The 12,741-nt window shown below is 58.7% G+C and carries 12 protein-coding genes; 3 read left to right on the top strand and 9 right to left on the bottom strand.

The genetic code is table 11. From position 1 onward, the window contains the following. The first annotated feature begins 184 nt into the window (after positions 1-184). Positions 185-1,033, top strand: a complete 849-nt coding sequence (locus WBK19_RS04825) for a restriction endonuclease (protein WP_511287470.1) — start codon at positions 185-187, stop codon at positions 1,031-1,033. 154 nt (positions 1,034-1,187) lie between these two features. On the opposite strand, the gene WBK19_RS04820 is transcribed toward WBK19_RS04825, so the two are convergent. After that, positions 1,188-1,559, bottom strand: a complete 372-nt coding sequence (locus tag WBK19_RS04820) for a type II toxin-antitoxin system VapC family toxin (RefSeq protein WP_511287468.1) — start codon at positions 1,557-1,559, stop codon at positions 1,188-1,190. Beyond that, positions 1,556-1,753 (bottom strand): type II toxin-antitoxin system VapB family antitoxin, encoded by a 198-nt coding sequence (locus WBK19_RS04815; protein ID WP_511287466.1) that lies wholly within the window; start codon positions 1,751-1,753, stop codon positions 1,556-1,558. Before WBK19_RS04815 ends, WBK19_RS04820 begins: the two co-directional genes overlap by 4 nt. 182 nt (positions 1,754-1,935) lie before the next feature. Here WBK19_RS04815 and WBK19_RS04810 point away from each other — a divergent pair, with 182 nt between their 5' ends. Then, positions 1,936-2,736, top strand: a complete 801-nt coding sequence (locus WBK19_RS04810; RefSeq protein ID WP_511287464.1) for an alpha/beta hydrolase — start codon at positions 1,936-1,938, stop codon at positions 2,734-2,736. Between the two features lie 94 nt (positions 2,737-2,830). On the opposite strand, the gene WBK19_RS04805 is transcribed toward WBK19_RS04810, so the two are convergent. Beyond that, positions 2,831-3,955, bottom strand: a complete 1,125-nt coding sequence (locus tag WBK19_RS04805) for a beta/gamma crystallin-related protein (protein ID WP_511287462.1) — start codon at positions 3,953-3,955, stop codon at positions 2,831-2,833. Between the two features lie 189 nt (positions 3,956-4,144). Here WBK19_RS04805 and pssA point away from each other — a divergent pair, with 189 nt between their 5' ends. Next, positions 4,145-4,738, top strand: a complete 594-nt coding sequence (gene pssA, locus WBK19_RS04800; RefSeq protein WP_511287461.1) for a CDP-diacylglycerol--serine O-phosphatidyltransferase — start codon at positions 4,145-4,147, stop codon at positions 4,736-4,738. A gap of 400 nt (positions 4,739-5,138) precedes the next feature. Here the strand turns inward: pssA and WBK19_RS04795 are convergent, their stop codons facing one another. From WBK19_RS04795 to WBK19_RS04770, 6 genes are all read right to left on the bottom strand, one after another. Next, positions 5,139-7,637 (bottom strand): sensor domain-containing protein, encoded by a 2,499-nt coding sequence (locus WBK19_RS04795; protein WP_511287459.1) that lies wholly within the window; start codon positions 7,635-7,637, stop codon positions 5,139-5,141. Positions 7,638-8,287: 650 nt separating this feature from the next. Then, on the bottom strand, positions 8,288-8,623 hold the full coding sequence (locus tag WBK19_RS04790) for a hypothetical protein (RefSeq protein ID WP_511287457.1): 336 nt from the start codon (positions 8,621-8,623) through the stop codon (positions 8,288-8,290). 209 nt (positions 8,624-8,832) lie between these two features. Beyond that, a complete protein-coding gene (msrA, locus tag WBK19_RS04785) occupies positions 8,833-10,170 on the bottom strand; it encodes a peptide-methionine (S)-S-oxide reductase MsrA (protein WP_511287455.1) in 1,338 nt (445 codons plus the stop codon). Positions 10,171-10,254: 84 nt separating this feature from the next. Next, a complete protein-coding gene (locus WBK19_RS04780; protein WP_511287453.1) occupies positions 10,255-10,806 on the bottom strand; it encodes a GNAT family N-acetyltransferase in 552 nt (183 codons plus the stop codon). Further along, positions 10,797-11,915 carry a ribonucleotide-diphosphate reductase subunit beta gene (locus tag WBK19_RS04775; RefSeq protein ID WP_511287451.1) on the bottom strand — a complete coding sequence of 373 codons (1,119 nt, stop codon included), beginning with the start codon at positions 11,913-11,915 and terminating at the stop codon, positions 10,797-10,799. The genes WBK19_RS04780 and WBK19_RS04775 overlap by 10 nt, the downstream gene beginning before the upstream one ends. Positions 11,916-11,939: 24 nt before the next feature. Then, positions 11,940-12,740: an ABC transporter substrate-binding protein gene (locus WBK19_RS04770; RefSeq protein WP_511287449.1), complete on the bottom strand. Its 801-nt coding sequence runs from the start codon at positions 12,738-12,740 to the stop codon at positions 11,940-11,942. Position 12,741: the final 1 nt, after the last annotated feature.

The following is a 12,741-nucleotide window of genomic DNA, read 5'->3' as shown; positions in this document are numbered from 1 at the left end:
CGGACACCAATTACTGTCACTTTCCCCGTCGCCTACAGCGATCAATCGCGTAAATGACGTTTAGTATTTCAAAACCCGAATGTCCCTGACCCTTTTACTTCGATCGTCATACAATAGTTTGCTTTTCACCTGAGTATGGCTGGACTTTGTAGCCCCTCTTTGCCCACATCTCACCAGTACAGTTATGTCCATTCCAGACTATCAAACTTTGATGCTCCCATTCCTTCGGATTGCCGGAGACGGTGCTGAGTATCGCTTCCGCGATGCAATTGAGAAATTAGCTGTGGAATTTAGCCTCTCGGACGACGAGCGGAATGTAATGCTTCCCAGCGGCACAGCCCCCATGTTTGACAATCGAGTTGGCTGGGCTCGAACCTACCTAAAACAGGCTGGTCTGATTGAGTCTAGGAAACGGGGCTTCTTCCATATTACTGCTCGAGGCAAAGAACTGCTGGCTACTCATCCAGCTCGCATAGATAACAGCACTCTTGAGGGATATCCTGAATTTATTGCGTTCAAATTACGTAGAGGTGAAGAGAGATCCTCTCCTAAATGTTCGCAGGAGTTGCTAACGCTAGACGAGCCACCTCTCCAAATCGCTACACAATCAGACTCGACTCCAGAAGAACTTTTCTCTCAGGCATATCAAAGACTACGCAGCAACCTCGAGTCCGAACTATTGGAGCAGGTCAAGGTAGTCACACCAGCATTCTTTGAGCGTTTGGTTATCGACTTACTCGTTGGTATGGGATATGGAGGCTCCAGACACGATGCTGGAAAGGCGATTGGCAGAAGCGGCGATGGAGGCATCGATGGCATCATCAAAGAAGACAAACTTGGTCTAGATGCGATTTTTATTCAAGCAAAGCGTTGGGAGGGCACTGTAGGTCGCCCAGAGATTCAGAAATTTGCCGGGGCTCTTCAAGGGCAACGTGCCAATAAAGGTGTGTTCATCACTACATCAAATTTCTCAAGGGAAGCCGAGGAATATGCCTCGATCATCTCTTCTAAAATCATCCTCATCGATGGCTAACAACTGGTCTCCCTGATGGTTGATCACAATGTGGGTGTGTCTCCAGTAAGCAGATTTGAACTCAAGAGAGTAGATTCCGATTACTTCGAAGGAAACAGCCTCTAGACCACGAAAGATCGGCAGCAGGCTGCGCCCACAACGACAAGACCTTCGCTCAATGCACCACGTTTTCCACCAACCCCAAGCCGGTGGCGGCGGCCAGCAGCCGTTTATCACGAGTCCACAATGCGGTGCCCGGCGAGAGGCGCACTGCCGCCAGCAAATGCGCGTCGATGTAGCCGATGCCCATACCGTAGAGGGTATTTTGCTCGATGAAGCTCAGTACTTCGCCTTCCGTGGCGACCGGCGCTTGCGGCAAATCCTGTAGGGCGCCGAGGATTGCAACGCGGTTCTGCAGACTACCCAGGGCCAATTCGCCGATCACGAAGGGATGGGCCAGCACCTGGCCCTGATTGAGCAGTTTGCTCAGGCGTTCGTTGCGCTGGCGTAGATGGTCAATCCAGATCGAGGTGTCGACCAGGATCATGCCGGTTCCGTCTGGCGCCTTGGTGCGTTGTCGAGCTGCGGCTCGGAACCACCGAGCAGCGCCAGGCGCTTGGCGCTTTCGCGTTGGATCAGCGCGCGCAGGGCTTCGCGGATCAGTGCGGTTTTTTCCGAAACACCAGTCAAGGCATGGGCCTTGGCAAGCAAATCATCGTCGAGGGCTAGCGTCGTGCGCATGGTGTTCTCCTTTTCTAATACACATTAACAATAGCATCATATGATGATGCTTTCTATGCTGTATTTTGCCTAAAATTGACCGAAAGTAATCGAACGACAACAAATAGGTCCGTGTTCATTGAGAATCCAAATTACTCTGACCTCCTAATCCGCTGACCCCATTTTTTTCCAAGAAGATACAGATGCCCGCGAAAACCCCGGTCATTCACCACCACCCCGCCCGCCAGCCAAGTACCAAGCCGCCGTTGCTCTTCGTCCATGGCGGTTACAGCAACGCCGCGCTGTGGGGTGTCCGCTTCATTCCGTATTTTCAGGATCTGGGTTACGACTGCTACGCGCTTGAGCTTTCCGGCCACGGCAGTCGCCCGGCGGATCGGGCGCATCTCGACGATTTCGGCCTCGACGATTACGTCGCCGATCTGGCGGCTGCCGTTGCCAGCCTGTCCGAAGCGCCGGTGCTGATCGGCCATTCGATGGGCTGTCTCGTCAGCCAGCGTTTTCTCGAACGGGGCACTGCGCGGGCCGTGGCTTTTCTGGCGCCGGTGCCGCCGACCGGAACGGCTGGCACGGCCAGCCGCTTCGCGCTGACCATGCCGGATTTCTTTGCCGAGTTGCCGAATGCGGTCAACGGTACGGCCAGCGAAAAAACCATGCGCACCATGGCCAGTGTCTATTTTTCGCCGAGCATGGCGCCGGAGGAAACCGTCGAGTACCTGCCGCTGATCCAGCCTGAATCGGAAAAAGCGGTTGCCGAAATGCTGACCGCGCCCTTTCGCATCGCCCGTGGCCGTGCCCGCATTCCGGCGCTGGTCATGGGCGGTTCGGCCGACCAGGTTTTCCCGGCCTCCATGCTATTCTTCACCGCTGCTTCGTGGAATGCCAAAACACTGATCATCGAGGGGGCTGGCCACATGTTGATGCTCGACCCGCAATGGCCGGAGGCTGCCGGGAAGCTTGAGGCATGGCTGGAAAGCCTCGCCTGAGGCCGGCTTCTGGCGGCTGAAGCACGAGCGAAATGAAAAATGGCGCAGATCCGATCAGCGCCACTTTTTTAACCCTGACTACGCTGCCAAACGCTCACGAACGAGGCTCGCCACGCTCATTGACGGTGATGGTTTGTCCCGGTGGATTGGCCATCTGGACGCGATGTTCCTGGTCACGGAAGACGTAGGAAACATCCCAGTAGTCAGGGCGTCCGGCGCTTGAGGCATTGGTGCAGCGTTGCACATCGCGGGTCTGTGCCGATGTGTCGCCGCGCCCGATATTTGCCCCAAGCAGTCCTCCGGCGACAGCTCCGGCCGCCGTGGCGAGATCCTTGCCGTGGCCGCCACCGACCTGATGGCCGAGTACGCCGCCAATGACGGCGCCGGCGATGGCTGCCGGGATGTTGGCGGCAGTGCGTTCCGGGGCAATTTGTTCCCGTTCGACCCAGCAGCGCTGATCAGGCGTTCCAACAACGGCGCGGACCGAGGTGACGTTGGCCTCGTATAACCGCTCGTTGTTGCGCCGGCGACTGTCGTAAATCGGCGGCGGAGGTGGGGCATAGCGCTCATCTTCAATGCGCGCGTCGAGGAGAACTTCCTTGACGGACGAAATGCGATCATTCAAGCCCATCGCTGCCAGTGAGGGATAGCGGCCGGGTCGCAAGACAACGCAGCGGCCGGTGAATCCGGCATTTTCGCAAACCTCCCAACGATGGTTGAGCACGATGGCAGACGAGGCGCGGTCATTGAAGCCCTGGCGCGCAAAGTTGATGACCCGTTCCTGGGTTTTGAACGATCGGCCGGCAAAGCCTTCCTGTTCAAAGAAGGTAATTTGCGGAACTGCATTGTCCCTGGGCGCCGCGATGGGGACTGGCGCATATCGTTTTGCCGCAATACGGGCATTGGGTTGTATCGGTTTGACCGACGAAACGCGTTCATTCAAGCCCATTGCCGCCAGCGATGGATACTCGCCGGGTCGCAAGACAACGCAGCGGCCGCGAAACCGTCGGTCTTCGCAGACCTCCCAGCGCTGGCTGCTGACGATGACCGACGAAGCGCGGTCATTGAAACCGAAACGTTCGAAGTTGGCGACTTGCCGGCCGGTGGAAAACGATCGCCCGGCGAATCCTTCGCGCTCGTAAAAAGTAACGTCAGCAACAGCCGCCGTACTGATCGCCAGGCAAGCCATGGCAAGGATGTTTCTCAATCTGGAATTCATTGATTTCTCCGGTTCAAGTGCTGGCAGACAGCAGCTTCTGAAGGCAACCATAGCGCCGTGTGACGGGGCGGACTGTGTGGCAACGCACAGAGTCCGCGGGCTAAAATGGGCATCGTGTATCGACCGCACCGAACAACGCTCAACCCATTGGCAGCCATGACAACACCCGGAAAACCCAAACCGTTTGCGATGATTCGCGAATTTCAGCTGGCCGACTGGTTCACGCTCGGCAATGCCATCAGCGGCGTTGGTGCGCTGTTTTCGACCATGACTTATCTGCAGACCGGGGATATCAGGCACATCGATTTCGCCTGCGCCCTGCTCGTTGCGGCGCTGATTTTTGACGTTCTGGATGGCCGGATCGCCCGCTGGCGGCAAAAGACATCGGATATCGGCCGCGAGCTTGATTCCCTCGCCGACATCATTTCCTTTGGCGTGGCACCAGCGGTGATGGGCTACGCCCTGGGCATGAACGGACTTTTTGACCGTATCGTCCTAGCCTATTTTGTCGCCTGCGGCGTCTCGCGGCTGGCCCGCTACAACGTGACGGCGGAAGAGCTCTCGGCTGGTGGCGACAAGGTTAAATACTTTGAAGGCACGCCCATTCCAACCTCGCTGCTGATCGTTGGCGTCCTGTTTATCGCCGCATCAATGGGCGCCGTCGGCGGCGCTCTATGGTTCGGCGAACTGACGCTGGCCGGATTCAAGCTGCATCCGCTGGTCCTCATGTTCGCCTTGTCCGGCTCGCTGATGATCAGTCGAATCAGGGTTCCCAAGCCGTAAGGCGCTCAAATCGCAATAGCTGTTCAGGCGAGCGACCTCCACGGTCAACTGGAAAAAATGCCGAAAAGCTAAACCAATCAAGCCGACCAGGCTGGGTTGTCGTTTGAACAGAACAACAGCAACATTTTCCTGGCTCTGGCCCCATGGCCGCCTGTTTCTTCCCGGAATGGCCTTGGGTGGCGATTCTCGGGGGTTCTTTCGGATGCGTTGCTGCTTTTCGGTTGGCGCCGTTTCTCATGGAGCGCTCAAACAAGGCATCGGCAAAGGATAGCCAGCCCTGATCGCAGCCAGCACGGTGCTTGGGTTGGCGTATATTTTCCCGGCCTGAGCCAAGCTCAGCAGGCTGCTTTAACTGCCACCGCCAGCTCGCTGTATCAGCAACATCACGTCGGCGATGGACTTAAGCCGAAATATCGATCAACGCATCGTTCGCGCCGGCATCGAACCCTTGCAGAAATTCCTCAAACTCCAGCAGCGGCATTGGCCGGCCGAACAGGTAGCCCTGGTAATTCAAGCATCCGACGCTCGCAAGGAAGCGCCACTGGGCTTCGGTTTCGACGCCTTCGGCGATGACATCCAGACCGAGACTGTTGCCTAGCGCAACGATGGTTTCGGCAATGGCTGCGTCGTTGGGATCGGTCAGCACATCGCGCACGAAGGACTGGTCGATCTTCAGCTGGTTCAAGGGAAGGCGCTTCAGATATGCCAGCGACGAGTAACCGGTACCGAAATCGTCCAGCGAGAAGCGGATGCCAAGTTGCTTGAGTTCTGCCATCCGGCCAATGATGGCCTCGGTGTCTTCCAGTAGCATGCTTTCGGTCAGTTCCAGCTTCAGTCGCTTGGCCGGGGCGCCGGTTTGGAGCAGGAGATCCCTGAGTTGCTCCGTGAATTTGGCCTGCCTGAATTGACTGGCGCTCACGTTCACCGCCAGGGTGAGCCCAGCGGTTGCCGGCTGTTGTGACCAGGTGGCCAGCTGCCGACAGGCTGTCGCCAGCACCCAATGGCCGATGGGGACTATCAACCCGGTTTCTTCGGCGAGGGGAATGAAGCTGGCCGGCGAAATGATTCCCCTTGTCGGGTGCACCCAACGCAGAAGGACCTCGCTACCGGTCGGGCGCCCGAATTGATCCATCTGAACCTGAAAACACAGGTGGAACTGTTGTTCGTCGATGGCCTTGCGTAATTCGGTCTCAAGGGCGGCCCGATGCGTTACGGCGGCCTGCATTTCGGGGTCGAAGAATCGCAGGGTATTACGCCCGGCAGCCTTGGCCTGGTACATGGCCGTGTCTGCCCGCCGCAGCAGTTCCTTGGCCGTGAAGGTCGTGCCGTCGAACTGCGCAATGCCGATACTGGATGCACAGCGGTAGTCAATCGAGAATCCCTCAGGGCCCCGGACGAGGCTGAAGGGATGATTCAACTGGGCCTGGATGTTGCCCGCGATCAGCTCGGCCTGAATGGCACCGTCCGCGGCACCGTCGATGTCCTCAAGAATGACCACAAACTCGTCGCCGCCCAGCCGTGCCGCAGTATCTCCCTGGCGGATACAGGTTTTAAGACGATTGGCCACCTCAACCAGCAATTGATCGCCCACCTCATGACCATGGGTGTCATTGAGGTACTTGAAGTTATCGAGATCGATGAGCAACAGGGCGCCATGGCGATTCCGCCGGGCACTGCCGATCAACACTTGTTCCAGTCGATCGAACATCAGTCGCCGATTGGGTAGATGGGTCAGCGAATCGTAGAAGGCCAGCCGATGGATTTCCTCTTCGTTTCGCTTGCGCTCCGTGATGTCCTGATTGAAGCCGACGATCCCGATGGTTTGACCATCTACCTTGATCGGTGCGACGAGATTGTTGAAGATGCGTGTCTGGCCATCGACCTGATATTCGACTTCCTCTTCGACCACTTCGCCTTGGTATACGCGTCGGTTGTTCTCCTGCCACAGGGCCAACTCTTCGGGGCTGACACCGCTATCCTCCGGGCGCTTGCCCAACAGGCTGCCCCAGTGCTCGACGACCAGCGCGTTCTCCATGATGCAGCGGCCTTCGAGGTCACGAGCCCAATATTCGACTGGGGTGTTGTCGACGATGGCGCGCATCAGCGACTCGCTTTCCCGCAAGGCGTGCTCGGCGTTCTTGCGGTCGGTGATGTCGCGTGACAGGACGATGAAGTGCGGCAGATGGTCGCCAACGGATGCCTTTTGCGCCACAGACAATTCGAACCAGCGAGGTCCTTCGGGAAGATCCAGATGGAATTGAAAACCGGTGGATATCCCCTTCTTCATTGCTTCGTGCAGAGACTGGATACAAATGGCCGCAACATCCGGAGGCAGGATGTCATGTACTGTCTTGCCGACCATGTGGCTCGGAGAAGCTGCCAGAAATTCCGACTGCTGCGCATGGCAATCGAGATACCGCCCCTCGAGATCAAGTTCGAACATCAGGTCGGGCAGTGCCTGCAGGGTTGCGGCAAACTTGTTTTTCACGGCGACCAGTTCGAGCTCCTGGCGCTTGCGATCGGTGATGTCCGTCGCCACACCAGCCAGGGCGACAATCTGCCCCCCTTTGTCGGGAAGCGGTTGCCGGACTACCCAGTAGCACCGCTCGCCACCGTGGCCGGCATCGGGCAACGAAATCTCGTAGGCGGCAGGCTCGCCGCTCGCCATCAACTTTTCGCCGCAAGCCTGCATCCGGCAAGCCAGTTCGCCGTCGAACAGATCGCTGTCCTTGCAACCGAGGATTTCCGAAACAGGCCGCCCCAACATGTTGCCGGCCATCTCGTTGGCGTAGATATAGTGGCCGTTCAGATTCTTGATGAAAACGGGTGCAGCCAGCTTGTCCAGCAGCGCCTGATGGGTAACCACCTCATCCGTCGTCGTTTTCTGTAACAACCCCATCAATCTGCCTCACATGTTGGATTTAACCTGAATACTCGCAGCCGAGATTTCGCAATTTTGAAATACTCTAAGGTCGTTTTTCAGAATTTATTGTACGTTTTTTAACGATTTGCCTGACATATCCCATTGGGTTAGCAGGCAAGACTCGGTGTGTCACCGACAAATCCCAGTCATTTCCAAAGTCTGATTGGGCTGCGCTGCAGCGCTATTTCAGCCGGCGCCATGTCGTGAAAATTGACTGTCCGGACAAAAATCATCCCAATGGATTTGGCCGGGTCCAACAGGCAGACCATTGATTCGTTTTATTGTTTATTGCTTTTTGCTACTGAATAAGAAGCGATCCCGTCACAACCCTGGACGGACATGACCCGTGAACAATCCCCATCCAACTGAAAGACGCCTCAACAAAAGCCGGCAGGAGCTCGAACAGTAGTATTCTGGCGACACCTCACCTGCCGAGATTGCGCCCATCCCGAATTTGAGACGGAGTGGTGACCGATGCGTCAGCGAACGACGCAAGGAAAAGCTTGGCCCTCCGCCTGGTGTCGCCGAACGGCGCTTTCATCCGGAGTGGCGAGGCGCTGTATTTCCCCTTTTCAACAACTTCAAGAAGAAAGCTGAAATCCTGCTGGTTCAGCCAGCAGGATTGCTCACGCCTCGCCGTTATGCACCGCGCTCAGGCGCTCCGAGACGTATTCGCCACGTGCCGTCGAGTTGTTTTCCTGTCCGTTCTTGGCGCACCAGGCGAAGAACTCTTCGGGAACAATCTGGTATTCCAGGGCCAGCACGCCGGAGCGCTGGAAGTTGCGGCGGGCCAGAACGGCCATCGCCTTCCATTTTTCGAACGATTCCTCGAAACAGTCGGGATCGACGGCCGTAGCCTTGACCTCGGCCCAGGTTTCCGGGGTGTACCAGGTGACGCCGATGACCAGCGACTGAGTGCGGCGCTTGGCCTTGATGCTTTGGTAGAGGGTGGGTTTTCTCATGATCGGGATAGGCGGCAGGAGTTATTGACGAAAGGCCGACAGCCAGCCAGAGAAATTGGCCACTGCAAGGCACGTCATTAAGCTACAGGTCGCTATCCGGACACAAGTCCTGCGCGGCTGATTTTTGCAGCGGGTTGCTAAATCGGCCGGCCGATTGCCGTCACCTTTTCCCGGGTTGCTTTAGCGCCGTTTGGTCGTTCGCACGAATCTTACGCCCCCTTGTCCGGGACAAACTTCAGTACATTGCCGTTGATGCAGTAGCGCTTGTGGGTCGGTGGCGGGCCGTCGTCGAAGACGTGGCCAAGGTGGATTCCGGAGCTGGCGCTGCGCACTTCGACGCGCTTCATGCCCATGCTGATATCTTCATGCAGGGTGATGGCACCGGGTAGCGGGTTGAAGAAGCTGGGCCAGCCGGTGCCGCTCTCGAACTTGGTATCGCTGCGGAACAGCGCGACGCCAGTGATCGGATCGACGAAAGTGCCGGGGCGTTTTTCATCAAGGTTGGAGCCGGTGCCGGGGCGTTCGGTGCCTTGCTCGAAGGCGATTTTCTGCTGCGCCGGGGTGAGCAGGTGGAAGCCCAGCCATTTCCAGAAACGCGGCGTTTCGCCGCTGTAGCCGGTGTAACGCGAGACCTCCTTGCCTTTCTCGAAGAGCACCATGGTCGGCGTCGCAAACAGCGCCTTTTCCAGAGTCCAGCCGGCCGGCGGCTCGGGGTTCAGGGTGCTGACGACGGCTACCGGCGATTTCCAGTGGTCGAGAACGTCGGCCTTGAATTTACGGCAATAGGCGCAGTCTTCGCCTTCGAAGACGATCAGCTGACGCTCGAAGTTGAGGGTTTTGGCATCTAGCCGAGGTACCTTGACGGCCGCTTTCGGCATCGGCGTGGCAGCGGCGCCGGCGACCGGGTATTTGACGCCCGTGCCACCCAGGCCGCAGTAGCCGTTCGGGTTTTTCTGCAGGTAATCCTGATGGTATTCCTCGGCCGAAAAATACTTTTTAAGGGGGGCGATTTCGCTGGTGATCTTGCCTTGGCCGGCCGCGCTCAGGGCGCCTTGATATATGTCGCGGGTTTTAAGGGCGATGGCCTGCTGGCTATCGCTGTTGGTGTACACCGCGCTACGGTAGTTGGTGCCGACGTCATTGCCCTGGCGGTTGCCTTGCGTCGGGTTATGGCTTTCCCAGAACTGGATCAGCACTTTTTCGACATCGACCTTGGCCGGATCGAAAGTGACCTTGACCACCTCAGCATGGTTGCGCTGGGTGGTCTTGCCCCATTGCAGCATTTTTTCGTGGGCCAGCACCGCATCGTAGGTCCCGGCAATGTCGCCGTTGGCGTAGCCGCTTTCAACATCGAGGACGCCGGGAATGGCCGACATGCGCTTTTCGGCGCCCCAGAAACAGCCCATGCCGAGCACGATGCTCTCGGTAACGGCTGGCATGGCTGTTTTGGCCGCCTTGGCGGCGGCTTCGCCATCAGAGCAGCCAGCGATCAGAAAACTGCAGGAGATGGCCAGGATAAGTCCTTGAACGAGTCCTCGGGGTGACATTGCTTGCCTTTCGCTGGCGATGGAGGCTGATCGGACCAATACGCCCGATCACCGCCTTCCGCCTATGGTGGACGGTCTGATTTTTCAGTGGTTCCCATTAGTCGCTGGCAAGGGGGATTCCTTACAGATTGATTGAAAACCAATGAATTTCCCTGACTGCGGTAACTGGACACGCACCCGTGGATAGCCCGCACCTTCCGTCATCGCATAGCCCGCACCTTCCGTCATCGCATAGCCCAACCCGGCGCAGATGTGGCGCGCCGCCGGGTGGCCGGTGGCGAGATGGATTTCGCGCATGCCGCCGGCCGATGCGGCGGCCAGCGCAGCGCCGAAGAGCAGCCTGGCCCGGCCTTGGTGACGCCATTGCGGCAGCACGCTGGCGCCCAGTTCGGCAACCGCCCCGTGCACCGCCAGATGGATGAAGCCGGAAAGCCGGCCATCCGATTCCTGCGTCGCCAGACAAAGATCGCCGGCGAAATCGATCCGCGCGACGTAGGCGACGATGCCGGCATCCGACAGCGCGGTGGCGAAACGGCCGTAGCGGTCGTCAGCACTCAGGGCCAGCAGATGTGCCAGCACCGCCGGGCGGGCCGCCGTCGTCAGCCGGCGGGGCTTGCCATCGCCACTCAATCCCAAGCCAGCGCCCCACCCGTCTGATACTCGGTGACGCGCGTTTCGAAGAAGTTTTTCTCCTTGCGCAGATTGGCCTGTTCGTCGAGCCAGGGCAGGACGTTTTCGGCACCGGGGAAAGGTTCGGCGACGCCGACTTGCCGCGCCCGGCGGTTGGCGATGAAGCGGAACTGCTGGACGTGCAGCTCGGCGTTGTAGCCGAGGATCGGTTCGCGCAGGATGTAGCCGGCGTAGGCGCTTTCAGCTGCCTCGGCTTCGTCCCACAGCTCGCGCAGAGCGGCCGGGTCGAGCGTCAGGTTTTCCTCGATCAATAGTTCACGGATGACGCGGATGCCGAAGGCGCAGTGTAGGACCTCGTCGCGCATGATGTATTGCAGCTGCTCGGCGGCGCCTTTCATGAGGCCGCGCCGTTGCAGCGCGAAGACGGGGGTGAAGCCGTTGTAGAACCAGCAGCCTTCGAAGATCACGGCGAAGAAGAAATAGGACAGCGCGAATTCGTGCAGGTTGGCGCGGTCGGTGAGGTCGAAATCGGCGCGCATGACCCGCTCCAGCCGGCGATTGGCGAGCGCGATCTTGCCGTGAATCTCGGGTACGACGCGGTAGCGGTTGTAGATTTCCTGCTGGTCGAGACCGAGGCTTTCGATGCAGTGCTGGTAGGTCCAGGTGTGCAGCGCTTCTTCATAGACCTGGCGGGCCTGGTAGATCTGCAATTCGGGTGCGCTCATCTTTTCCATGACGGCCAGGCCGATGTTGCGCATGGCCAGGATATCGGAGGTGGTCAGGTAGGCCAGGACGTTTTCAAAAACGTGGCGCTCGGCCGGCGACAGTTTGTGCTGGTAGTCGTGCACGTCCTGCGCCATGCCGATTTCGAGCGGCGTCCAGTGATTGCGGTTGGCCTTGAGGAAAAACTCCCAGGCCCACGGGTACTTGAAAGGGGCGAGCTGGTTGATGTCGGCCTTGCCGTTGACGATGCGTTTGTCGGCGGCGTTGGTTGGGGCCAGGCTTGCCGCGGCGGTTTCCATTTTTGGCGAAAAATTCCGGTTGACCGTGGAAACAGGCAGGCTGGCTGGGGCTGCAGGTGAATCCCAGTCGTCAAAGCGAAAAGCTGCGTTCATATTGTTCTCTCGTGAAAAGGGTGGTCAGGCGCCGAAGGCAGCCATCGTTTGCCGCAACTCTTCAAGCCCCTTGAGCAGATCGGGGCCGGGATGGGTGAAGTACTCGCCGGTCAGCGGCAGGATGGGTATGCCCGGCTTGGCGATGGCCGGGTTGCAGCTTTCACCACGCCGGCTTTGCAGGGCAAAGATCAGATCGGGCTGGCGCCGGCCTATCCAGGCGGCGACATCGCCATCCGGCGCGTCCGGCTTGAAGTTGCGGATGCTGTCGTGGTCGGCCACAACCTCGAAGCCGGCGGCGGAAAAGACGTCATGCAGCGTCGTGCCCTTGCCAAACGAATACGGCGCATTGCTGCAGGCCGAGAGGATCAGTGCGCGACGCTGGCGACTATCGACCGCCGTCGCGGCGCGCCAGTCGGCGGCGAATTTGTCGACGCGACGGTCAATGTCGACGACACCAGCAGCCCGGCCGATGTCGCGCAACATCGCCTCGACCCCGGCCATGCCGCGAAAACCACCGACACGCAGGGCCTTGGCGCCGGACGGCGTCGCCTCAGTCACTTTGGCGACCGGCGTCCATTCGGAAAAGATGACCAGATCGGGCGCCAGCATGTCGATCACTCCGGCATCCGGGTCGATGACGCCGCCGGTATCCGGCCGCGCCAAGGTGTCGTAACGGCTAACGCCGACAATGCAGTCGCTCAGCCCCAGCCAGTCGAGGGCGCGGCTGATGTAGGGCGACTGACTGACGATGCGCGGGCAGTCGGCGGCTTCGGCGAGGCCGGCCGAGAGGGCCAGACAGAGCAAGGCAACATGGCGGAATTTCATA

This window comes from Azonexus sp. (assembly GCF_049652925.1).
In the GTDB taxonomy this organism is placed as follows: Bacteria; Pseudomonadota; Gammaproteobacteria; order Burkholderiales; family Rhodocyclaceae; genus Azonexus.
The sequence above is the reverse complement of the archived record's forward strand: the minus strand, read 5'-3'. Positions and strand labels throughout refer to the sequence as shown.